We start from the raw sequence: 21,383 nt of genomic DNA, 5'->3' as shown, positions 1-21,383 counted from the left end.
GATATATTCATATTCTTACCTTCATTCAACATCTAATTTTCTAAGAAAATAATGTTATGTATTCGCTCCTGTAGTTAATATTTAAGTTGATCACATTTTCGTAGTAAAAATAAATAAGATAACAAATTAAAATTCCATAATAGACAAGTTTTCTGCTTCTTTCACTAAAAAGCTTCACAATCCAAGAAATTAAAATTAAAGAATACAAACTAAAATATATAGAAAACCTTGCAAATATCCAGTTTTGGGTCGAAATGATCATAAACATGAATCCAATAATAGACATATTAATAATTACATCTGAATTCGGAAAGATTTTCCTTAATTTCTCCCTCCCCAAATACGCAATTACAATTGGTACGGCATCAACTGCAACTCTTAGGATATTTGCCCCACCTTCCGTAGATTCACTGTAGGCTCCATATGTTGTATCCTCAATAGCTGAGAATAAAATCGCTGAAAATTGTTCAAATCCAATAACGATAACGATTGATGATAATAAAAGGACAATTGTTGCTTTTGACCAAGCTTTATAACGAACAATGAAGTATATTGGAATTAATACCAGCGCACTTTGATGAAAGGCAGAAGCGAAAAAAACAATAAGAAAATAAACCTTCCAATTTCCTTCAATTAAGAATTTCGTTGCCGTGAAAAGGATTGCGGCAGCGAGAACCTGCCTAATTCCGTTCATTGATACTAAAAACAAACCACTCGTAATATAGACATATAGGCTTATTTCAAGCATTCTAGAATATTTATAAAGTATAAAAACGATTAATACATTTGTAATGAGAGCCGTTGTAAATATCATAATCTGGGGGTCTTCTGAGTACATTTGCAGGTACCTTTGGAGTATCCCGAAACCAATATCCTTCTGGGATAAAATATACTCCCACGTAAATTCATTATTAATATAAATATGTTTATAAAAATAGGTATCCCCTATATTTGCTCGTAACCCAGAAACTGCAACTAAGGAAGTTAACACTATACCTATAAAAAATTTATTAGGCTTTACAGGTACTGGAATATTACTTGCTAAAACCGGTGCTGAAAGAAATCTTGCTAAAAAAGCAAAAATAAAAACTATGGCTAAATTTATCCATAGAACAGTCATCCGTATTTTCCTTTCAATTTTAACTTTCAAAACTTTGCGATTGGCTTCGTTTTTAAACGTACATAAATTGATAATATTGTCCCCAGTGGGATTGCTAGCAAAGTTAATAACTTACTAGGTGTTTCACTCATGAAAGTAAAATTTCTAATCAATAAACTACTAGATACAAAATGAATCGCTTGCCTAAATTTAAATGACAATGTTGCAAAAGGTAATTTCATTAATTCTTTCCGATAAAAGATCCATCCCTTTGGATTCTTTCGATATTGATTCAACATATTTAAAGATGAACCATCCGGTAAATATTCAACACAGCATAAAACCTCATTCATTAATAACATTTCATACTCCTTATCCAACATATAATATTTATATGCCAGCCCAACATATTTTTCATTTTTAAAAATAGGATAAGGATACTTTTTCGTTAATTCTGAACGATAAACAAGCTTTTTGTCACCTGTAACGACGTGCTCATAATAAAGATTAAAAAGTGTTGAGGATGCTATATTTTCTGGCAGTTTTGAACCAATAATCTCCCCTTTTGAGTATGAATCGAGTCCAATTATTCCACTAACACTGGTGTGACCATGCATTTTCCAAAATGATAATATCTTTTCAACAGCGTCTTTTGGCATAAAGTCGTCAGAATCAATACAAACATTTAATTCAGTATCAATTAACTCATATGCAGTATTATGGGCACCATGCATTCCTTGATTTTCTTGCCAAACATATTTGATTTCAATTAAACCTTCGTTAACCCAAGAACTGACTAGCTCTTTTGTATTGTCAGTTGACCCATCATCAATAATCAGCCAAACAAAGTCTTTTGATGTCTGATTCATAAGACTTTCATAACAATGATGAAGACAATATGCCCTATTAAAAGTTGGGGTAAAGATTGTTAGCTGCTTCAAGTCTTTCCCCTCCTAGTTTAATATATGAATTTTGAATTAGACTTGCTGTCTTCCTGATATCATACCCTTTCTTAACAAAGGCAGTATGGTTAATGGATCTTGGTTTCTTATTATTGGAAATTTCCTCTATTTTTTCTACCCATCTATCCTTTTGAGCTAAAGGAAGGTACTGTACCAAATCCAAACCTAAGTCAACTTCTTTTGTTATTTCAGTTGAAATCAGGCACTGTAAGCCTGCACCTTGTGCCTCAACAAGTGTAACTGGTAACCCTTCATGTAATGATGGAAACGCAAATAAATCAAATGCTTGAATTATTAGGTGTATATCAGGTCTAACACCTAAAAACAGAACATTATTTACAAGGTTCAATTCTCTTACTCTATCCTCAATTAGAGATCGTAATGCACCATCGCCAACTAATACTAACACTGATTTTGGCTGAATTTGAATATACTTTGCAAATACATCAATAAGAAATACATGGTTTTTTTGATGATTAAATCTCCCAACATGCCCTATTACCAAGATGTCCTGAGAGATGTTAAATTCATTTCTAACCCGCTCTCTATCCGCTTTAGAAAACAAAAATTTATTTATTTCAATTCCATTCTTTAAAACAAATGCCTCTTTAGCCCTTCTTCCAAATAACCAACCCGCTGCAGCACTAGAACATGCGAAAAAATGTGAAGCATTAGTCTTAATGAAACCTCCAGAATATTCCTTGTAAATTTTCGCTAGTAGTCCTCCCTCACTATGTGTATTATGACTATGAGCAATGCGGAATGGAATGTTAGCCTTTTTAGCAGCTCTTAGGACAAATCCACTCATTTTATCCATGTGTGAGTGAACAATTTTATAATAATTGTGGTTCTTGAAAAACTTATTTAATGCATTTACATATCCAAAATGGCCTATTTCAGTTAAATAAGGAAGCCGATGAACCTGGCCGCCCATTTGTCGTATTTCTTCATCAAACACACCTTCTTTGCAGGTAAGAAAATCGAATTGGACCTTCGACCGATCGATATTACGATAAAGGTTCATGATAAGAGTCTCCGCCCCACCGCGATTCATATTTACAACTACATGTAATACTCTTATTGGGCCGCCCACTTTCTTTCCCCCTCTGCTTGCATATATCTCCTGTAAATCCCGATCTTCTGGTCTAAAACGATATCAACCCCATACTTATCTTCCATTAAACTTCTACTTAATTTCCCAAGTCTATTTCTCATATATTCATTGTTTGCTAATTCTATAATCTTTGTTGCGAAACCATCCAAGTCAGTATGGCTTACCATCCAACCATTTTCGTTAGTTACTATTAATTCTCTATGACCACGGTTTTCAGTTGCAACAATTGGTAGGCCACAAGCCATAGCTTCCATAACATTAACAGGAAGTCCTTCTCTTAAACTGGAAGCCACTGCAACATCACTTAATTTTAATAATATTTCGATGTCATCTCGAAGACCAAGAAATTCAACATTATCTAATAATCCTAATTTAGCAGCAAGTTGCCGACATTCTTCAAGTAAGACTCCCTCTCCAGCTAGTAATAACTTCGCGTTTGGTACTTCATCCTTTATTCGTGCAAGTGCTTTAATTAAGAATTGTTGATTTTTATTTTTATTAAATTCTGCAGCATAAAACATAATAAAGTTATTCGTATTAAAATCTCCTACTCTCCTTAAAACATTTTTTCTTATCCTATCTACTGGTCGAAACTTCTCTAGGTCAACACCTACACCATAAACGTGGTCAATGGAACCAGCTTTAAATTTATGTCTTTTCGCAAGTTTATAGTCCTCGGAGTTTATAGTTATGAGACAGTCCGTATTGGAGGCTAGCAATTTCTCAATTGGATAATATAATAACCAATTCAGTAGTGGGGCTCCCTTACAAAAATGAAACCCGTGTGCTGTGTAAATTACTTTTGTTCCATTCTTTCGTGCTTGACGTGCAGCTAATCGGCCAAGCACACCGCCCATGGGTGTGTGACAATGAATGATTCCATAATTATTCTCATCTATTATCGTTTTTAATTCTTTTAAAGCCCCAATATTTTTAAAACTAAATGGTGATCGCTGGATTGGGATATTGTATTTTTTCGAAACAAAAGGAAGTTCAAGATTGCCATGTGCAGCAATATGAACTTCCCAGCCCTGTTCTTTAAACCATTTTAAATATGGTAAATGAAAGCTTTTGAAATGATAATCTACCGTGGCAACAAATAATACCTTCTTTTTTGCGTTTTCGGCCATACTCATTTCACTAACTCATTATTCAAGACATTTTTTAGATAGTCGAGAAGTTCTAGTCTTAGATCCTCTCTTTTCAAAGCAAATTCAAGTGTGGTTTGGATGAAGCCTAATTTCTCTCCTACATCGTATCTAGTACCTTCAAAATCATAGGCATATACAGCTTCATATTGGTTCAATCCTGCAATTGCGTCCGTTAATTGAATTTCTCCACCCGCTCCAGGCTGTTGTTTTTCAAGAATGTCAAAGATTCGTGGATTTAATATATAGCGCCCCATGATGGCAAGATTTGAAGGTGCATCTTCTTGTTTCGGTTTTTCAACAAGATGATTAACACTGTAAAAGCGGTCCCCGTGTTGGTTACCATCCACAATCCCATAGCGATGAACCTCTTTTTCCGGAACAGTTTGGACACCTAGGATTGAGGCATTGTATCGCTCATATTGCTCAATCATCTGTCTCAAGCATGGTTTTTCCGCTGAAACAATGTCATCACCGAGTAATACGGCAAATGGTTCATTACCTATAAATTTTCGAGCACACCAGATTGCATGACCTAAGCCTTTTGGTTCCTTTTGCCGAATATAGTGAATATCAACTAGCTTTGAAGCCTTTTGCACCTCATCTAATAAATCAAACTTTCCTTTATCGTAAAGGTTTTGCTCGAGTTCAAATGAGTGATCAAAATGATCTTCAATTGCTCGTTTTCCTTTACCTGTCACGATAATGATATCTTCAATTCCTGATTCGACTGCTTCCTCAATGATATATTGGATTGTAGGCTTATCGACTATTGGTAGCATTTCTTTTGGCATTGCCTTTGTTGCTGGGAGAAATCTAGTTCCCAATCCAGCAGCTGGTATGATAGCTTTTCTTACCTTCATTTCTAAACTCTCCTTTAACCTAGAATGGATATTAATCGCTTTTGAGGGACTTGTGTTCTATTTGCCAAGCTAACAAGCTGTTCTCGGATTTCTTGTTTTGTTAAATTCTTATAAGTTAAAATTATTTTTTCAATTTCTTCGATATATAGATCTGCGGTTTTTCCAACATAAATATTAGGATAAACCTGCGTATCATGTACTTCATCGTCTTTTAATAATTCCTCAAACAACTTTTCTCCAGGTCTCATTCCTGAATACTCGATGCCGATTTCATCAACAGAATATCCCGATAGCTTAATTAAATTTTTTGCTAAATCAACAATTTTAACGGGATCACCCATATCAAGAACGAAGATTTCACCGCCTTGTGCTAAAGCACCTGCCTGTATTACTAATCTTGAAGCTTCAGGAATCGTCATGAAATACCGAACCATATCCGGGTGGGTTACGGTGACTGGACCGCCTTTTGCGATTTGTCTTTTAAATAGAGGTATAACACTACCTCGACTACCTAACACATTTCCAAATCGAACCGCAACAAATTTTGTTTTGCTTGTTTTACCTATATTTTGAACAATCATTTCTGCTAATTTTTTCGTCGCCCCCATTACACTTGTTGGATTTACGGCCTTATCTGTTGATACCATCACAAATGTATGGACACCACACCAATCAGAAACCTCTGCCACATTTTTCGTTCCAATGATGTTGTTTTTAATTGCTTCTTCAGGATTTCGTTCCATTAATGGAACATGCTTATGTGCTGCGGCGTGATACACAACATCAGGTCGATATGTACTCATTACGGCCATTATTTTTTGTTTGTCTTGAACATCCGCAATCTCGGTTTTTATGCCTATTTTTGAGGATTGAAAGGCTTCATTTAGTTCCAACTCGATTGTATAAATACTGTTTTCACCATGTCCAAGTAAAATGAGCTGTTTCGGATTGAATTTTGCCACCTGTCTGCAAATCTCTGAACCTATCGAACCACCTGCACCAGTAACTAAAACAACCTTATCAGTTACATAACCTGAAATAATTTCTGTATCAAGCTCAACGGGATGCCTTCCCAGTAAATCCTCTACTTGAACATCTCTGAACTGGTTGACAGCTACCTTACCGGTAATTAAGTCTTCTAGCATCGGAAGGATTTGTGTTTTTGCCTTTGTTTTAGCACATTCCTGAAAAATTTTATTTAATTCTCTTTTACTTAAGGAAGGGATTGCAATGATAATATTTGCTATATTTTTTTCCCTCACCACTTCCTCGATATTTTCTATTCCCCCTAAAACGGGAATTCCTAAAATATCAAGATTTTGTTTTTTCTCATTATCATCGATGAACCCTACAGGAAATAACTCTGTATCTTGATTATTTTTCAATTGACGGACAACCATAGTCCCCGCTGAACCTGCACCAATAATTAATGTACGTTTTCTTTGTTCATTCTTTTTAATGTATGTATCTCTGAATATTCTCCAACAAAAGCGTGAACCACCGATTATTAGCATATGTAGCAACCAATTAACCAGCATTAAACGATAGAATATCTCATGATTAACAATTTGTTGTATGATTGCAGCAGTTATTACTGATAGAGTAATAGCTTTAAAAATACCAACTAATTCTCCTATACTTGCATACTCCCATGCCTTTTTATATAGTTTATATTTATAGGCAAATAAATGATGGCTTAATAATAATGAAAGTGAAATAATTACTGTTGATAATGTAAAAACAGAAAAAGTAGCATCAACTAAAAAACGGCTAAAGAATATACAGGTTAATACAATCACCGAATCTAAAAAGATAAATATAGATATCCTTTGACGATACGTCACCCCTAATCCCTCCTTTCTTTTTATATTTTTTTAAAAAATTATTATCTTACCTATATGAATTTTCGTAAAAATACACATAGGTAAAATATAATTTATAAATGGGCATCTAACCCGCCCTCACATCACACTTTCGACGACTAGCGTCTAAGGTAGTTAGCCCACAGTATGACCGAGTGCCTCCATTGATAATGGTAAAGAGGCATCACCTTTATTACAGAACGTTTTATTCTTTATTAAGAACAATTGTACAAAAAATATATTTCTATTTTTTGTGATTTATTATGACCCCGATGATTTTTGCTTTCACAAGATCTAACATTCTTTTTGTTTCAATTGCTTTTTTTGTGTCCGTTTTCCCACTCTTTACTACAAGTATAACTCCATTACAGATACTTGCTAAAATCTTCGTACCTGAGAGGTCAAGGAATGACGGTGAATCAATTAAGACAACATTATATTTTTTTAATGCCTTTTCAATTATTTCATACATTGCTATTGAACCTATCAATTCTGAGGAATTAAATGGAATAGCCCCGCTAGGAAGCAAATCCAATCTAGATACCTCTGTTCCCATCACAGCTTCTTCTAGTGTAAGCTTCCCCTTTAAAACATCTGTTAAGCCAGTTTTATTTTCAATATTAAAAATAGAATGAAGGGATGGATTCTTAAAATTCGTATCAATTAATAGGACTTTTTCCTTCTGTTGCGTAAGAGAAATAGCTAAGTTTGCAACTGTGGTTGATTTACCTTCTCTTTTACCTGGGGAGGTAATAAGTATTGCTTGATTTTTATTAACACCATTTACAAACTGAATATTAGTACGGATTGATCGATATTGTTCAGAAATTAAAGATTCAGGAAAGGAATGGGTTGTTTTGGCCTTTAGCTTTATTGACTCATCCCTTTTAAGATTAAGAATCAACCGATTCACCCCTTATTTTCAATAATTGATGACTATTATTTCTTTTATTGGAATTTCTTTTATTTATTTTAGAAACTGAACCTAATACTTGAATTCCGAGGGCATTACTAACCTCTTGTTCTGTAATTAGCGTGTTATCAAATGCATTCACTAAAAAAATCAATCCAATACCGAGTACTATCCCTGCGATTAACCCATTCAACATCATATTTGAACTTTCTCCTGCATTTATAGGGAAATTATTTACCTTTGCTTTCTGATAATGATTTACTCCCGTAAAATTCATGATTGTTTCAGCCTGCTGGGTAAAAGCTTCTACTAATTTATTAGCAATATTTGCTGCATTTTCTGGATTTATATCTATAACACTGATCTCTAGAATTTGACCACCGATATGCTCGACTTTTATTTGACCTGCTAATGCTTCCGCTGATTTCTCAAGTTTTAATTCTGAAATTACACTTTCCATAACGAGGGAATCAGTCATAATAATTTTTAAATTTTCAATTCCACTTTCTGCATTAAGAAGAATTCGTGTCGAAGATTCATAAAGGTTGCTTGGTTTATTATTTGCATCATAATAGTATCCAAGAAATGTTGTAATTGTAGCAAATACTAAGAGGATCCATATACGACGTTTAATTATGAAAAAAAGATTTTTTAAGTCAATTTCCTTAACATTTTCATGCTCAAAATTACTCTGAGTATTATAAAAATGATTATTATTTCTCATAAAAACTCACCCGCTTTTTTTAAACTCTAATACAATAATTCTTCATAAAGAACAATCCGAATAAAAAAATAAACCTTCCTGGGAGAATTGTTCAATTTGGAAAACCGTTATTATAATCCTTATTTTAGTTCTTCATAAAGAACGTGTCAACCTAATCTTTGGTAGTTCCGAACTATTTTCACTTTAATGAATTATAGCTTTTAATTTTTGCAATTGTATCTGCCATTGCTTTTAGTTCTTCAAAAGTTACATTTTTGCTTTTCATTTCTTGTGATAACATAAACCAGTCCAAATCCATTGCAACCCTATTATTCGGATCTTTGTTATCTACATCAAAAAAATAAGAAATATCAACCTTATAATAATGTGTGAGCCTTTCAAGGAACTCGACGGTTGGCTTTCGTATACCCCTTTCAATCTTGGAAAGATTACTGTAATTAAAATCAATTTCTTCTCCTAATTCCTTCAATGTATGACCGTGTTGGATTCTCAATGTCTTAATTTGATCACCGATATGCTTTTTTCTCATAGCTACTATAAATCCCCTCACATTTAAATATGCACTTTCGTTCTTAATAAAGTACACATTTAAACTATAGCATGATTTGACTTTTTGAACAATAGAAGATTATTAAATATTTTATATATATGATTAATACATTTTTTGCATTCCTTTTTCCTTATAAAGAACTCACAAAAAGGAACATTAAAAAAGGATTACCCCAAAATCTAAAATTGGTCTGGAATATCCTTTACATGTGGCGAAATTCTTATATGTATTTTTCTATTTTACTATTTGAAATATCCTGGTTTTTCGTATTAACAAAAGGGAAGCTTTTGAAGGTAAATGGCTCTGCTTCTGAGTCCCTTGCTTTAAAATCTGACAAATCTTTTTGACATACTGGACACGACCACTTTCCATATTTACTAGCACTGAAGGATGACCTAAAACATCTGTCACAAGTTTTTTTATACATAGAGTACCCTATCCTTTATTTATTGGATTTGAAATTCATTAAAAAGAACATATGTAAGAATGGTAATAACCAATTATCAATAATTATTGGTTAGATGTGCTTTATAAAGAATTTTAACAAAGTATAGCCCATTAGTACTAAATTTTAAAAATCTCAAATTAAGCTATTTTTTCGTAATAAAGAACGTTTCTCGTGGATTTTCATGAGTTTTCTCCGTTTTACATACTATTTCATTACTTTATTAAGAACTAATTGTTCTTTATAATGAACATATTGGAAAATCTAAAATATTGAGGAGAAGGTAGATGATAGGTGAGAGAATTAGGATATTAAGGGGAAAGAAACGGTATTCAATTACTGAGCTTGCTAAACGTGCTGGTGTTTCAAAGTCTTATTTAAGCTACATAGAGCGTGATGTTCAAAAAAATCCTTCTCTTCAGTTCTTAACGAAAATTGCCGAGACGCTTGATACAAGCATCGAATATTTATTAGGTGAAGAAGAAAAAAGACCCTATTACTTTGAAGACAAGTTGGATAAAGAGTGGACAAAACTGTTACAAAAGGCGATTGATCAGGGACTAAGTAAAAACGATTTTCATGAATTTCAAAACTTTGTACGATTCCGTAACTGGCAAAATGAACAAGATGACAAGAGTAAAAGTTCAATAAAAAGTGGGGAAAATCATGATATTTAAAATGAATAACACGACAGGTTTAGACCCAGAATGGATTAAACTGATGATTGAAGCTAAAAATCTTGGGCTTACTGTTGATGATGTACAAGCTTTTTTCCATGGAAAACTATATTCATAAAAAAGTTAGAGCGACCCGCGATTTAGGTCGCTTTTAACTTTAATCTGTATTTTCAACTGCCGACAACACCAATCCCCGCTCATTCTCTTCGGCCTTATATGTAACATTATTCAATGTTGCAGTTCCTTTAATTTTTTTATCTTTGTCACGAAGTAGACCTAATTCATTAGTAATTTTTCCAATATCGTCTTCTTTTACAGCTTCCTCAGTATTCGTAACGGCCACTAATAAAAAGAAAGCAGCAATTGTATCCTCGTATTTGTCTAGTGCAGTAGTAAGGTTATCTGATTCGATATCCTTTTTCACAAGGGAAAGCCTGATTACTTCGTGGGTCTGTTCATTAACAATTCCTTCAAGTATAAGTCCTTCGCTGACATCTTTCCTAAATTCACCGTTTGTTACTGTTATTTGATCGATTTGGTAGGAGCCTGAATCCTCTATTGTTGCCTGTGCTTCATTCCAGTTTTTAACGAGATCCTCTGTTGTAAAACCTAGTGATCCGAGATTGATTATTTTATCTTCTACCTGTTGGATTTTTGCTTTTGCATCTTCTTTTTTATCTTTTGCTTTGTCATCACCCTTACAGCTAACAAGCAGGGTGATACTTAAAAGTATGATTACCATAAAAAATAGTCGTTTCTGCATGGATTTTCCTCCTACATACAACTTTTCACATAATGATAATATGTGCGCCAGTTGGACAAATCATACAACACAAAAATACGACCCAAAACGGATCGCCTCAATTAGTAAGTTATTCATGTTTACTCATCTTCACCTTCACGACAAACACTTCAGGGCTGTCTTTTATTGTATACTCAATCACTTCGTCATCAAGTCCAATTCGGATACCGTTTCCACTATCCATCGCAAGTAACGCTAAGGTAATTGGTTTTTCTGCTACTATTGTTGTTTTATCGTCTACCCATGTTTGACCCATCCCTAGATTCTCTTTATCAATCTCCATCGGTGACGCTTCAAAGGTTGTTAATGCTGTTCCATCAGAAACTGAAAAAGTCCAACGTGCATAAGAGTTATCGTCATCTAATTTGAAATCGAGTTTGGAAGCGCCTAAGGTCATTTTTTTACTTGCAGCAGTTGATCCATAGATGAGATCCTCTTGTTTTTCACCATACTTATAATGCTCAATCCAAAAATAAATTGTTTTGATGTCTTCGTTTTTTATATCAAGGTCGTACATTAATAATGTATCAAAACCGAGTGAACCAATAATTTGGGTATTTCTTTCGTTTTGTTTGACTGGAGTAAGCACACCATCTTTTGGTTGCCCCGTAGCACTTTCTGTATTACATGCAAACAAATTCAATAAAACAATAACGTAAACTAAATTCTTTAACGCATTTCTCATCGACACTCCCCCTTTTTTATAATACCATACATTTCCATTTATATTGCATAAATTTACCGGATGATTGGGAAGCCTAATTAAAAAGCGAGGTGTTTGTCATGCTGCGGAAAATTTTGATTGGATGCTGCTTTTGTTTGTTGTTATCCCCGACAATTCTTTTCTTAAATGATTCCTCAATTACAACGGCTGAAACGAATAAACCTGTACCTGAATATGCAAAATGGGGAAAACTTGCAATGGAGGAAACCGGGAAACGATACCCATCAGCCCAGATTGTAGATTACTTACATGTGGGACGATATAAAAAGAATGGATTGTATGTTGAACGTTTCAAGCTCTGGTTGAAACAGGGTAATCGAGAATTTGGTGTCTTTGTAAATATCACGTTCGAACCGGATACGGAAAGAGTAAAAAATATTACGGTTGTAGAAACAGATCGCTAGTATATTTACATATTATCTTGATTTTTTGTGAAAAATATCTTGTAAAGGAGGTGTGAATGCTATGACTGGTTTCATAATGAAGATTATTTTATTACCTTTAGTTGTAGCACTTTGTTCTGGTATTTTTGATAGTGTAGATTATGTTTCATGGTATCAACCAATCGTAGTCGGTGTTATATTAGCGATTGTTGGTCAATTGATGGAAGTTCTAATGCTTAGAAGAAATACAACAGTAATGACTGATATTGCAGATTTCATAGTTGCAGCAATTCTCGTATATTTTGTTTCTCAATTTTTAGATGGTGCAAGAGTAACCCTTTGGGGAGCACTCTTAACAGCCCTTGTCATTACATTAGTTGAAATCCCTGTTCACCGTTGGTTAGTACGGTCAGGAAGGGCAGAAAAATCAACTGCATAGTTTAGCGCAAAAAGAGGTGCAATATAGCACCTCTTTATTTATGTCTAGCTCCAGGCGCCATCAGCTCGAGGTCATAAGCCAACCGCTTCTGAAGGCAAGAAGCGCCTTCTGACAGCGCTTTTCCTGTGCTTGTCCCCGATAGGCAGGCGCCTTGCGCTTTTCTATTTATCCACCGATATAGGACATTTCAATTTTCTTACGTTTCTTTGCTGTTTCCTCAGTTCGTTCATCTGAGTAGCGGTCACGTCGGGCCTGCCAAATTGATTTTAGCGCCTCATCAATAGCACTTTCGGTTGAACCTGAACGAAGTAATGTTCTTAAATCATGGCCACTGGATGCAAATAAACATGTATACATCTTACCATCTGCAGAAATTCTCGCTCTTGTACAGCTTGAACAGAAGGATTCCGTAACAGAGGAGATGAAGCCGATTTCCACGTCAGTACCTACATAGCGATATCTTTTTGCTACTTCTCCGAAATAATCGGCATCAACTGGCTCCAATGGCATTTCATTGTTTATAAGATCGTGTATCGCTTTTTTCGATACAACCTGGTCGAAATTCCAGCCATTTGTTGTTCCAACATCCATAAATTCGATGAAACGAAGCGTTATTCCCTTTTCTTTAAAGAAACGAGCCATCGGTAAAATTTGCGAATCATTTTTACCTTTTTGGACGACCATGTTCATTTTCACATGGAGTCCCGCTTCCTGGGCAGCTTCAATTCCCGCTAATACTGGTTTCACACCAACAGAACGGCCATTCATCCCTTTGAAAATATCATTTTCAATCGCATCAAGACTTACATTGACACGCTGAAGTCCTGCTTCCTTTAATTGTTTTGCATATTTCGGTAAAAACACCCCGTTTGTTGTAAGGGCAAGATCTTCAATACCTTCTATATGAATTAAACGCTCTACAAGCTCATGGACATTCTTTCTTACTAAAGGTTCTCCACCGGTTAACCGAATCTTTTGCACACCCATTTTGACAAAACTTCTTGTCAAAGTTTCTATTTCAGAAAAGGATAAGAGTTCCCCTTGCTTTAAGAATGGATAATCATCCCCAAAGATTTCTTTAGGCATACAATAAGAGCAACGGAAATTACATTGATCTGTGACAGAAATGCGCAAATCACGTAGAGGTCGATTCAACTTATCAACAATTTTTTCTTTTTTCGTAGTCATCTAACCTGTCACTCCTACTTTTTAAGTACCTACTACTCTATCATACTAACAAAATCTTGTGAATAGAAACGATGTGAAGGGAATTCTGGGTGAAAGAAATAATTTTTCAAAAGGTAGACAAACGCCCACTACATCTGGCCTATGGTTACATATCCATGTTAGTGAGGCAAGAATAAGGAGCAAATTCTAGCCCACTTCACGGAAAATAGAAAAATCCCGTGCTCGTATTGGAGATATCACAAAATAGGAGGTAATCAGATGGGACCTTATAGAAGACCATATGGCTTTGGTTTTGGCCGACCGGGACGATTTTTTTGGGGAGCACCTTTTGTTGGTGGATTAGTAGGAGGACTTGTTGGAAGTGCTCTACTCAATCCGTATTTCTATGGTGGTGGATACGGCTATCCATTTTATGGCCCACCGTATTATCCATATGGTGGAGGTTTTTGGTACTAAGCAAAAAGAGAGCCGACAACAAAACTGTCAGCTCTCTCTTTTTTTATTCTTTTTAAACATGAGCGAAACGGCAAGAGGCATAATGCCAAACCATCGATTGGTTAATGGTGCCTGTTCGTCCTTACGCTGTTGCTTCGTAGCCTTGCGGACTTCTTTTGGCTGGTCTATAAACTTTACAAACTGTTGGGTTACAAATTTTACATAATCGTTTGTAGACATAAAAACACCTACCCTTTTTTCAAAGCGTCAGTGTTATTATTTCCACCTTTTTGCAAATATAACCATCAAAGAATGGCGTCTACAATCAAGTCTAGACTTTTTCAATATCTTATTTTTCTTAACGTAAATCAAACCAAGAGTTAATCTCTTTCGTTTCATAATTGTACACAAAACGGGCACTGCTTTTACGATGTATAGGTGTCTTACATGTCAGGATAATTTGCGATGTTGTTGGCGACAGGGGTGAAACATTGTAAGTAATGACCCCTGTCGGGTAGTTGAATGAACCCGTTAATTCTGCACTTTCTACATCAACCCGCAATTTTGCTTTCATGTCTTCCACTCCCAGCTGCATCAAATTCTCCAAAATTAGTATTTCTTCCGTTTCCTTCGAGAAGGCTTTTTCCGTTAAGTACGCATTAACTTGAGAAGTGAAAATGAGAAAAAACAAAAAGGAAATTGCGATTGTAACTGGTAGGATAAAACCTTTTTCATTTTTCATATCTACTTAGCCTCCACTGTTGTTAAGGAAGAAATCAGTGCTTGATACGTTTTACCATCAACCGTCACAACTGTAATTAAAAAGCCATTCGTTTTTAGTTCAAATGTGACATCCGTAATATTTTGAAGTAATATTTCATGTCCCCTTTTATTTACTCGTCTTCTTATTTTATCCATGTATTTTTCAAAGCTTACTATATCACCCGCTGGATTATTAAAAGACACATATTCACTGCTAGATACAGAAATTTCACTCGCCTCTCGAATTTCCATTTTCATTTGTTGAATTAAAATTTGCCATTCTAATTTGTTAAATTGTTCATCATTTTCCCGAAACACTATCCCAAGAAAAGGTGTAATAAACGAAAGAATAACAAGCAGGATTGAAAAGGTTACGAGCATCTCAACAAATGTAAACCCCTTTTCATTACTCACCATTTACATACCCACATCTTTCATATGTTTTTGAAAGCTTATCCTCCCAATTTACACATAACTCCCATTTTTGAAGCCCCTCATTAAAGCTTTTCGAAAATTTATAGGTAACCCCGTCTTTTTCTACATTATTTAACGTAGATTCACCGTTATACTCTTTTTGCAACTCCTCAGAAAGCAGCTGAGATCCCATATTAAAAATATCTGTGTTTCGGCGTTCTGTCATAATAAGCATTAGCTGGGGCAGAAGTGTCACACAAAGCATCAACCATATGGAAACTGAAAGGAGCATCTCCAGCATCGTAAATCCTCGCTTATCTTTTAGTAACATAGAACCTACCCTTTCCTAATAAGAACATAACGATATAGGTGCTCTCCTTATAGCGAAATCGGATTTCACCAGACCGTTGGATATTTCCATTACTTGTGAAAACTACATTTGCTCCAAGTGAAATAAGTTGAATTTGAATATCTGGGTCAACCTTTCTAAGAAAAATGACTTCGTAAGAGTTCCCCCTTGTTAGACGATAAAAAGACTCACTTGGACTAAAGTAAAGTTTTGTCGGCTCACTATGGCTGATTGCATATTGCTGACTTAAGAAAATATCGTTTTGAAGCTGCTCCAGAAATTGATCCATTTTTTTCGATTCATGTAGTGGTCTGAGCTGTAGAAGACTTATCGAGGAAATAATCATAATGATGGATAGGACTAACAATGCTTCGATTAAGGTGAAGCCATTTTCATCAACTCGTAGTGGGCTTTTCATGAACAACTTTACCATTTGAATCCATCTTAATTATGTCTCCGTTTGGACAGGCTGGAACCTCGTTTAAATATCCTCCAGCAACCAATGGAGTCAATGATGATAATTTGTCATTGTCTTTTTCCAACTCATAAGCCTGTACCTGAGCCTCCACCATTTTAATCATCGCCTGACAGCCCTTTTCCTTTATAACGCTATTATGCTTTGTTACATTCGGCACAGTTATCAACAGCAAGATTGAAACGACTAATAAAACAACGAGCATTTCCACAAGGGTAAATCCCTTTTGATTCTTTAGTTTCATTTAAAACTTCCTTTCTATATTCCGTTTAAAAGCTGAAACATTGGAACCATAATTGCGCCGTACATTAGCATGATAATAATTCCAATGATCGCAAACAAGATTGGTTGTACGATTGCTAAAAATCTCGTCATTTTTTCCTCAACTTTTTCCATGACATATTGGCTATAGTGCTGGAGCTCGCTTGCTAAATTTCCGTTGGATTGACCATGTAAAATGATCATCGCTAAATCAGCCTCATAATATTCTCGTATTTTTAGAATCTCGTCGAAACGGTTACCCGCTCGCAATAACATTTTCATTTCCTTAGCTTCCTCTCGAAAAAAAGGCGAGTGTAGCTGCTGTTCGAACATGGTTAAGGCTTGCAAAATCGATAACCCACCCTTTAACAAATTGCTAAGCTGTACGGAAAAGAAATGGGAATTAAGCATAATCATTATCTTTTTTAAAATAGGAATCTTTAATAGTAGCTTCATTTTTTCAACGGGAGTACGTTTTTGAAAATGAAGAAAATAGTACGCGAGGCTAATTATTAATAGTAAACCGATAATGAGGATTAAATATCGATTTAGTTCAGGGAGCCTTAATAAAAGCTTAGAAATCAGCGTTTGTTCATAACTCATGGAGGTAAATAAACTTTCAAATTGGGGCAAAAGAATTGTTTCAATCATTGTGAACATAAAGCCAACAAATACCAAAAGAGCTAATGGATAGCGAATAAGTTTCTTTCCCTTTTCAAGATGGTTAAGTTTTCTTTGGAGCATTGCACTTCCTTCACGAAGGGCAAACGAGACATCACCATGCTTTTCTGCAAAATAGATATAACTTAAGACATCCTTGTGAAACCCTACTTTGCTAAACGCTGTATATAAAGAATCACCTTGTTTACAGCTTTCAATAATCGCTTCAATATCGCTGCTATGCTTTTTCGGAAGCTGAAAGAGCAAAAATTTTGATGCTTGTTCAAAAGAATAACCTTGTTCAAGCAAATCCCCGATTCTGCCTAGATATAAGGATTGGTCCTTTAAGGTCCAATTTTTATTTCTTTTCCTGATCATTAACGACCCATCTTTCTAACGCATCCGGATATAAGTATCCTAGAGCAATTCCTTTTTTGATGACATCCTTTAATTGTTCATAGCGATACTCGCACTTTTCACCTCGTGCTTCTTTCATTACTTCTGTTAAGGCATGTCCATTTAAAAGCTCATAGACCCCAACTCTTCTTACCTTGCGATACTTTTTACAAAGCGGTGTGCATTTTCCTTCACAGTACGGACATTTGAGGTCTACAAGTCGTTGTGCGGCGATTGCAATTAAGGTTTGTTCGATTTCCTGTAATGACACATCAAATTCTAAAAGCCGATAAATCGCTCCCTTTGTGTCTCGAGTATGCATCGTACTTAGGACTAAATGGCCAGTCAACGCAGCCCTTACGGCAATTTTTGCCGTTTCCGTATCTCTTATTTCGCCGACCATAATGATGTCCGGGTCATGTCGCAAAATTGCCTTTAAGCCATGTGCATACGTGATGCCTGCTTTTTCGTTCACCTGAACCTGTAAAACATCTTCGCTTCGTTTTTCGATTGGATCTTCTAATGTAATGATATTTCGATTGAAAAGCTTCTTTGTTGCGTGCAATAAGGAATAAAGGGTGGTAGATTTTCCCGAGCCTGTTGGACCAGTGAATATAATGAGCCCGTGTGAATGCTTTAAAAGTGAAAGCAATTTAGTTGTCATATCCGGAAAAAGTGATAGATTTGCAAGAGAATAAGATGGTGTTTCGGGTAGAATACGTATGACTAGACTTTCGTTGTAGGGTGTGGGCAGTGTAGACAATCGAAGGTTAATGGTTACGCCTTTGAGATTTAGGGTAATCGCACCGTTTTGTGGTCTTCTCCTTTCTCCAATATCCATTCCAGCTAGGAATTTATAATGGGATATCAAGCGTTCGCAAACATCTTTTGGGATTGTTTGCTTGTTAAATAAATCACTGTCAAGCCGATATTGAATCATGGCATCATTGATTTTCGGAACAAAATGAATATCAGATGCACTCATTGACCAAGCGTCCTCAATCAGTTGATCACCGAGTTGTTCAATTTCGCTCAAATACTTCACTCTCCTCTTAATTAATTTTTCTCTTGCAGGTATCATATTTCAACAAAAATCTACAAACTCCTTCTTTTTTCGAAAAATATTTATGAACATTATGTGAACAATATTTAAACAATACAATCAAATACGCTTTTACGTATTTGTGCCCAGATTTTTTTCGAGCCCTGCTCGAAAAGTTTCCTCTAAAAAATCTGTGGCATCCGCCGGAGGCTTTTTATTTTATTCAGTTGCAGTCTACTGAATAAAATAAAAAATACAACCACTGCCATTATGGTTGTATTTTTCAAAAGCGATTAAAGATTTTTATCTATCATTAGGAGGAATCAATACATTATATGTGCCTAACATGAAAAGTATGCTGATCATACTGTAAAATTCCTTGTAGTTTTGTGAACTTTTACCTACAAGTGATATAAATCACTTATTGATGGTATTTAACTGTACTATAATGAGAGTAACATAGGGTCTCAAGGAGTGATGACGGTGGAACAAACACTAAAGATAACAAACGTTTTAGCAGATCCAACACGTTATTATATTTATCAATTTATTATTAAACAAAATGAAGAGGTAACCGTACAGGAAATTGCAGAAGAATTTGAAATCCATCCGAATGTAGCAAGACTTCATTTAACGAAGCTTGAAGATGTAAATATGCTTGTTTCTGAAGCTAAGAAAACTGGAAAAGGCGGCAGACCAAGTCGTCTTTATCGTTTATCAAACGATCATATTCAAATTAATTTCCCATATCGCGATTATCAGTTACTTTCAAAAATTGCAATTGAAACTATGGCGACACTTGGGGATGTAGGTAAAAAAGCACTTGAACTAACAGGCAGACGATTTGGTGAAGAGCTAGTCAATCATCAAATTCCAGTTTCTATTCATGAGCTTACCTTTGAACAAAAGCTAGAAATTTTAAAAAAGGCATCCACGGTTGCGGGTTTTTATCCAGATTTAGACCATAATAAGGAGAAGACAAAAATCTTTTTAAAAATCAACAATTGTCCTTTTAAAGAAATTGCTCAAGAAAATTTTGAAGCGGTTTGCGGGATGCATCATGCCTTTCTAAGAGGAATGTTTGATTTACTATTTGACGATGTGGTTCTAGAAGAGTCAGAAAACATCATTCTTGGATGTAATTCTTGCAGTTATCACGCAATTGTCGCAAAGTAATGTTTACATTTATGTAATCGTTACATTATAATAAGAAAAGTGAGTGTTCATCATTTACAAGGGAGGGAAATATACATATGGAACGTATGTACCGAGTTTTAGGTTTTTGGACAGGTATCTTTTCTGTAATGTTCTACGTTGGTGGTATGGATGTTCTAGCACTAATTTTCTTTGCACAAACCGGATTTTTCGTCCTTTTAAGCTATTTAAAATTGTCTGAAAGAATGTATATTTACGTGTTTGGCGCATATTTAACTGTTTTCTTTTGTGCCTTCTCTTACTACACCACATTTATGATGCCGCTTGGCGGAGGTCATTAAAAAAAGCGATGGAAACATCGCTTTTTTTATTTGCTTTGGAAAATAGAATCCCAATTTATTTTGAGGTTTTTTTGTTGGATGAGTATATGAAAAGCAGCACTCATTCCTCCATCCATAATAAGAGAACGAATCGCACGATTTTGTTTACTTTTTTCCGAAAAAGGATTGGAGTCAAAGTTATCCTGTAAAAATGTTAGTATCCCTGCCTCAATTAAAAATTCATCCTGTCTTAGTTTCTTTACAAATTCAAGTCCAAGCTTTGTACCTTTTAAAATAAGTGTGTCAAAATGAATATGTGTCGTAAGATCCATTTCTCCAGGATGCTCAAGGGGATTGTCGATTAAATGATGCTTGTAGTAACCACGAAGGCTTCCCTTCCTCCTAGCAGGCTCCATCCACTCCTCATTTGTATATCCGTAATCAACCGTAAAGATAACCGTATTTTCAAGAAATGTATTTAACTCCTCTAGATAACAAAGCATTTGAAGTGGGACCTCAAATCTTTGTCCATTAGCGAGCTTTATCGTATTAAAGTTTAAATAGTGAATAATGCGTTCATCAGTAAGCGGTTCAAGAATTTCACAAAGCTGTTCTTCCTTATTCAGCGTGATTTTCACCTCATAGAGTGTGTCTTTTTGTTTCTCGACTACTCTTACTGGAAACGCATCAAACAGTTCATTTGAAAATAGAATTCCATTCAATACTGGAAAGTTCTTTTTTGCCTCATCAATACTACGATACTGGATAACCTTTTCACCAATTGGAAGAAGCTCATGCTGCAAACGACGGTGGTATGGACTAGATTCAATCATTATGTAAGTTATTTTCAGATAGCTATCTGTGAAGGAATTCTTTAATTCGTCCAGAACTGCTTTTGCGAATCTGCCATTACCTCCACCAATTTCACAGATAATCGGAGAAACTTTTTCAAGCGAAATAAGTTTATGAAAAATCGCTGCAAATAGTTTGCCGAAAATAGTGGAAATATTGCTAGTAGTGATGAAATCTCCTTTTTTTCCTACCTTTTCCATATCTTTCATATAATAGCCTTTTTCTTCGTGATAAAGGACAGTATTCATGTACTGTTCATATGTTATTTTTTTGTCCGAAGATGATTGGATTATTTCTTTTAGTATGCGTTGCATATGCTCACCTTTTAGAGGATGTTCAAAAATTCGTCCGAAAATGACACATCGAATT

Annotated in this window: 28 protein-coding genes; 7 read left to right on the top strand and 21 right to left on the bottom strand. The window is 35.1% G+C overall.

What is annotated here, in order from left to right; translation table 11 throughout:
- Positions 1–40: 40 nt before the first annotated feature.
- The 9 genes from V7112_RS12385 to V7112_RS12345 form a co-directional block, all read right to left on the bottom strand.
- Positions 41–1,120 (bottom strand): EpsG family protein, encoded by a 1,080-nt coding sequence (locus tag V7112_RS12385; RefSeq protein ID WP_335419869.1) that lies wholly within the window; start codon positions 1,118–1,120, stop codon positions 41–43.
- A 26-nt stretch (positions 1,121–1,146) separates the two neighbouring features.
- Positions 1,147–2,040: a glycosyltransferase family 2 protein gene (locus V7112_RS12380; RefSeq protein WP_335419866.1), complete on the bottom strand. Its 894-nt coding sequence runs from the start codon at positions 2,038–2,040 to the stop codon at positions 1,147–1,149.
- The gene (locus V7112_RS12375; protein ID WP_335419863.1) at positions 2,006–3,154 is read right to left on the bottom strand and encodes a glycosyltransferase family 1 protein; all 1,149 of its coding nucleotides are present in this window, start codon (positions 3,152–3,154) and stop codon (positions 2,006–2,008) included. Before V7112_RS12375 ends, V7112_RS12380 begins: the two co-directional genes overlap by 35 nt.
- A complete protein-coding gene (locus tag V7112_RS12370) occupies positions 3,139–4,311 on the bottom strand; it encodes a glycosyltransferase family 4 protein (protein WP_335419857.1) in 1,173 nt (390 codons plus the stop codon). The genes V7112_RS12375 and V7112_RS12370 overlap by 16 nt, the downstream gene beginning before the upstream one ends.
- The gene (gene galU, locus V7112_RS12365) at positions 4,308–5,186 is read right to left on the bottom strand and encodes a UTP--glucose-1-phosphate uridylyltransferase GalU (RefSeq protein WP_335419854.1); all 879 of its coding nucleotides are present in this window, start codon (positions 5,184–5,186) and stop codon (positions 4,308–4,310) included. The genes V7112_RS12370 and galU overlap by 4 nt, the downstream gene beginning before the upstream one ends.
- A 14-nt stretch (positions 5,187–5,200) precedes the next feature.
- The gene (locus V7112_RS12360; protein WP_335419851.1) at positions 5,201–7,030 is read right to left on the bottom strand and encodes a polysaccharide biosynthesis protein; all 1,830 of its coding nucleotides are present in this window, start codon (positions 7,028–7,030) and stop codon (positions 5,201–5,203) included.
- Between the two features lie 262 nt (positions 7,031–7,292).
- Positions 7,293–7,952, bottom strand: a complete 660-nt coding sequence (locus V7112_RS12355; RefSeq protein WP_335419849.1) for a CpsD/CapB family tyrosine-protein kinase — start codon at positions 7,950–7,952, stop codon at positions 7,293–7,295.
- Positions 7,942–8,685, bottom strand: a complete 744-nt coding sequence (locus tag V7112_RS12350) for a YveK family protein (protein ID WP_335419845.1) — start codon at positions 8,683–8,685, stop codon at positions 7,942–7,944. Before V7112_RS12350 ends, V7112_RS12355 begins: the two co-directional genes overlap by 11 nt.
- A gap of 178 nt (positions 8,686–8,863) precedes the next feature.
- On the bottom strand, positions 8,864–9,214 hold the full coding sequence (locus V7112_RS12345; RefSeq protein WP_335419842.1) for a helix-turn-helix domain-containing protein: 351 nt from the start codon (positions 9,212–9,214) through the stop codon (positions 8,864–8,866).
- 753 nt (positions 9,215–9,967) lie between these two features.
- Here V7112_RS12345 and V7112_RS12340 point away from each other — a divergent pair.
- Both V7112_RS12340 and V7112_RS12335 read left to right on the top strand, forming a co-directional pair.
- Positions 9,968–10,357: a helix-turn-helix domain-containing protein gene (locus tag V7112_RS12340; RefSeq protein WP_335419839.1), complete on the top strand. Its 390-nt coding sequence runs from the start codon at positions 9,968–9,970 to the stop codon at positions 10,355–10,357.
- On the top strand, positions 10,347–10,475 hold the full coding sequence (locus V7112_RS12335) for an anti-repressor SinI family protein (RefSeq protein WP_335419837.1): 129 nt from the start codon (positions 10,347–10,349) through the stop codon (positions 10,473–10,475). The genes V7112_RS12340 and V7112_RS12335 overlap by 11 nt, the downstream gene beginning before the upstream one ends.
- Positions 10,476–10,514: 39 nt before the next feature.
- On the opposite strand, the gene V7112_RS12330 is transcribed toward V7112_RS12335, so the two are convergent.
- Both V7112_RS12330 and V7112_RS12325 read right to left on the bottom strand, forming a co-directional pair.
- Positions 10,515–11,120, bottom strand: a complete 606-nt coding sequence (locus tag V7112_RS12330) for a hypothetical protein (protein ID WP_335419834.1) — start codon at positions 11,118–11,120, stop codon at positions 10,515–10,517.
- A gap of 109 nt (positions 11,121–11,229) precedes the next feature.
- Entirely contained in the window at positions 11,230–11,844 is a 615-nt protein-coding gene (locus tag V7112_RS12325) for a hypothetical protein (protein ID WP_335419832.1), read from the bottom strand.
- 98 nt (positions 11,845–11,942) lie between these two features.
- On the opposite strand from V7112_RS12325, the gene V7112_RS12320 reads away from it, so the two are divergent.
- The gene (locus V7112_RS12320) at positions 11,943–12,287 is read left to right on the top strand and encodes a YqzG/YhdC family protein (protein ID WP_335419830.1); all 345 of its coding nucleotides are present in this window, start codon (positions 11,943–11,945) and stop codon (positions 12,285–12,287) included.
- Positions 12,288–12,348: 61 nt separating this feature from the next.
- Positions 12,349–12,705, top strand: coding sequence for a DUF2512 family protein (locus V7112_RS12315; RefSeq protein WP_335419827.1), 357 nt, complete (start codon positions 12,349–12,351; stop codon positions 12,703–12,705).
- Positions 12,706–12,870: 165 nt separating this feature from the next.
- Here V7112_RS12315 and moaA read toward each other — a convergent pair whose 3' ends face one another.
- Positions 12,871–13,893, bottom strand: coding sequence for a GTP 3',8-cyclase MoaA (gene moaA / locus V7112_RS12310; protein WP_335419824.1), 1,023 nt, complete (start codon positions 13,891–13,893; stop codon positions 12,871–12,873).
- 258 nt (positions 13,894–14,151) lie between these two features.
- Here moaA and V7112_RS12305 point away from each other — a divergent pair, with 258 nt between their 5' ends.
- Positions 14,152–14,349 (top strand): hypothetical protein, encoded by a 198-nt coding sequence (locus V7112_RS12305; protein ID WP_335419821.1) that lies wholly within the window; start codon positions 14,152–14,154, stop codon positions 14,347–14,349.
- Between the two features lie 27 nt (positions 14,350–14,376).
- On the opposite strand, the gene V7112_RS12300 is transcribed toward V7112_RS12305, so the two are convergent.
- The 8 genes from V7112_RS12300 to comGA form a co-directional block, all read right to left on the bottom strand.
- On the bottom strand, positions 14,377–14,568 hold the full coding sequence (locus V7112_RS12300; protein ID WP_335419818.1) for a YqzE family protein: 192 nt from the start codon (positions 14,566–14,568) through the stop codon (positions 14,377–14,379).
- A 118-nt stretch (positions 14,569–14,686) separates the two neighbouring features.
- Entirely contained in the window at positions 14,687–15,070 is a 384-nt protein-coding gene (gene comGG / locus V7112_RS12295; protein ID WP_335419815.1) for a competence type IV pilus minor pilin ComGG, read from the bottom strand.
- Between the two features lie 2 nt (positions 15,071–15,072).
- Complete coding sequence (gene comGF, locus V7112_RS12290) at positions 15,073–15,507, bottom strand: competence type IV pilus minor pilin ComGF (RefSeq protein ID WP_335419812.1); 435 nt, start codon at positions 15,505–15,507, stop codon at positions 15,073–15,075.
- Positions 15,497–15,835, bottom strand: coding sequence for a type II secretion system protein (locus V7112_RS12285; RefSeq protein WP_335419809.1), 339 nt, complete (start codon positions 15,833–15,835; stop codon positions 15,497–15,499). Before V7112_RS12285 ends, comGF begins: the two co-directional genes overlap by 11 nt.
- Positions 15,819–16,286, bottom strand: a complete 468-nt coding sequence (comGD, locus tag V7112_RS12280; RefSeq protein ID WP_335419807.1) for a competence type IV pilus minor pilin ComGD — start codon at positions 16,284–16,286, stop codon at positions 15,819–15,821. Before comGD ends, V7112_RS12285 begins: the two co-directional genes overlap by 17 nt.
- Complete coding sequence (gene comGC / locus V7112_RS12275; RefSeq protein WP_335419804.1) at positions 16,249–16,572, bottom strand: competence type IV pilus major pilin ComGC; 324 nt, start codon at positions 16,570–16,572, stop codon at positions 16,249–16,251. The genes comGD and comGC overlap by 38 nt, the downstream gene beginning before the upstream one ends.
- A gap of 14 nt (positions 16,573–16,586) precedes the next feature.
- Positions 16,587–17,627 carry a competence type IV pilus assembly protein ComGB gene (comGB, locus tag V7112_RS12270; RefSeq protein ID WP_335419801.1) on the bottom strand — a complete coding sequence of 347 codons (1,041 nt, stop codon included), beginning with the start codon at positions 17,625–17,627 and terminating at the stop codon, positions 16,587–16,589.
- Entirely contained in the window at positions 17,608–18,681 is a 1,074-nt protein-coding gene (comGA, locus tag V7112_RS12265; RefSeq protein ID WP_335419799.1) for a competence type IV pilus ATPase ComGA, read from the bottom strand. Before comGA ends, comGB begins: the two co-directional genes overlap by 20 nt.
- 489 nt (positions 18,682–19,170) lie before the next feature.
- Here comGA and V7112_RS12260 point away from each other — a divergent pair, with 489 nt between their 5' ends.
- Both V7112_RS12260 and V7112_RS12255 read left to right on the top strand, forming a co-directional pair.
- Complete coding sequence (locus V7112_RS12260; RefSeq protein ID WP_335419797.1) at positions 19,171–19,863, top strand: helix-turn-helix transcriptional regulator; 693 nt, start codon at positions 19,171–19,173, stop codon at positions 19,861–19,863.
- 77 nt (positions 19,864–19,940) lie between these two features.
- Entirely contained in the window at positions 19,941–20,183 is a 243-nt protein-coding gene (locus V7112_RS12255) for a DUF2626 domain-containing protein (RefSeq protein ID WP_116354512.1), read from the top strand.
- Positions 20,184–20,209: 26 nt separating this feature from the next.
- Here the strand turns inward: V7112_RS12255 and V7112_RS12250 are convergent, their stop codons facing one another.
- On the bottom strand, positions 20,210–21,328 hold the full coding sequence (locus V7112_RS12250) for a class I SAM-dependent methyltransferase (RefSeq protein ID WP_335419883.1): 1,119 nt from the start codon (positions 21,326–21,328) through the stop codon (positions 20,210–20,212).
- Between the last annotated feature and the right edge of the window lie 55 nt (positions 21,329–21,383).

Origin of the sequence: Bacillus sp. JJ1566 (assembly GCF_036962685.1) — a bacterium.
In the GTDB taxonomy this organism is placed as follows: Bacteria; Bacillota; Bacilli; order Bacillales; family Bacillaceae_L; genus Ferdinandcohnia.
Note: the sequence above shows the minus strand (reverse complement) of the source record. Positions and strands in the feature narration are given on the sequence as shown.

Bases quoted from the DNA above. Each gene is read 5' to 3' on its own strand.
- V7112_RS12305 (WP_335419821.1), top strand. From the start codon at position 14,152: ATGGGACCTTATAGAAGACCATATGGCTTTGGTTTTGGCCGACCGGGA.
- V7112_RS12315 (WP_335419827.1), top strand. From the start codon at position 12,349: ATGACTGGTTTCATAATGAAGATTATTTTATTACCTTTAGTTGTAGCA.
- V7112_RS12385 (WP_335419869.1), bottom strand. From the start codon at position 1,120: ATGACTGTTCTATGGATAAATTTAGCCATAGTTTTTATTTTTGCTTTT.
- moaA (WP_335419824.1), bottom strand. From the start codon at position 13,893: ATGACTACGAAAAAAGAAAAAATTGTTGATAAGTTGAATCGACCTCTA.
- comGC (WP_335419804.1), bottom strand. From the start codon at position 16,572: ATGAAACTAAAGAATCAAAAGGGATTTACCCTTGTGGAAATGCTCGTT.
- comGB (WP_335419801.1), bottom strand. From the start codon at position 17,627: ATGATCAGGAAAAGAAATAAAAATTGGACCTTAAAGGACCAATCCTTA.
- comGD (WP_335419807.1), bottom strand. From the start codon at position 16,286: ATGGTAAAGTTGTTCATGAAAAGCCCACTACGAGTTGATGAAAATGGC.
- V7112_RS12325 (WP_335419832.1), bottom strand. From the start codon at position 11,844: ATGAGAAATGCGTTAAAGAATTTAGTTTACGTTATTGTTTTATTGAAT.
- comGG (WP_335419815.1), bottom strand. From the start codon at position 15,070: ATGAAAAATGAAAAAGGTTTTATCCTACCAGTTACAATCGCAATTTCC.
- galU (WP_335419854.1), bottom strand. From the start codon at position 5,186: ATGAAGGTAAGAAAAGCTATCATACCAGCTGCTGGATTGGGAACTAGA.
- V7112_RS12285 (WP_335419809.1), bottom strand. From the start codon at position 15,835: ATGTTACTAAAAGATAAGCGAGGATTTACGATGCTGGAGATGCTCCTT.
- V7112_RS12250 (WP_335419883.1), bottom strand. From the start codon at position 21,328: ATGCAACGCATACTAAAAGAAATAATCCAATCATCTTCGGACAAAAAA.
- comGF (WP_335419812.1), bottom strand. From the start codon at position 15,507: ATGGTGAGTAATGAAAAGGGGTTTACATTTGTTGAGATGCTCGTAACC.
- V7112_RS12255 (WP_116354512.1), top strand. From the start codon at position 19,941: ATGGAACGTATGTACCGAGTTTTAGGTTTTTGGACAGGTATCTTTTCT.
- V7112_RS12330 (WP_335419834.1), bottom strand. From the start codon at position 11,120: ATGCAGAAACGACTATTTTTTATGGTAATCATACTTTTAAGTATCACC.
- V7112_RS12350 (WP_335419845.1), bottom strand. From the start codon at position 8,685: ATGAGAAATAATAATCATTTTTATAATACTCAGAGTAATTTTGAGCAT.
- V7112_RS12370 (WP_335419857.1), bottom strand. From the start codon at position 4,311: ATGAGTATGGCCGAAAACGCAAAAAAGAAGGTATTATTTGTTGCCACG.
- V7112_RS12320 (WP_335419830.1), top strand. From the start codon at position 11,943: ATGCTGCGGAAAATTTTGATTGGATGCTGCTTTTGTTTGTTGTTATCC.
- V7112_RS12345 (WP_335419842.1), bottom strand. From the start codon at position 9,214: ATGAGAAAAAAGCATATCGGTGATCAAATTAAGACATTGAGAATCCAA.
- V7112_RS12300 (WP_335419818.1), bottom strand. From the start codon at position 14,568: ATGTCTACAAACGATTATGTAAAATTTGTAACCCAACAGTTTGTAAAG.
- V7112_RS12340 (WP_335419839.1), top strand. From the start codon at position 9,968: ATGATAGGTGAGAGAATTAGGATATTAAGGGGAAAGAAACGGTATTCA.
- V7112_RS12335 (WP_335419837.1), top strand. From the start codon at position 10,347: ATGATATTTAAAATGAATAACACGACAGGTTTAGACCCAGAATGGATT.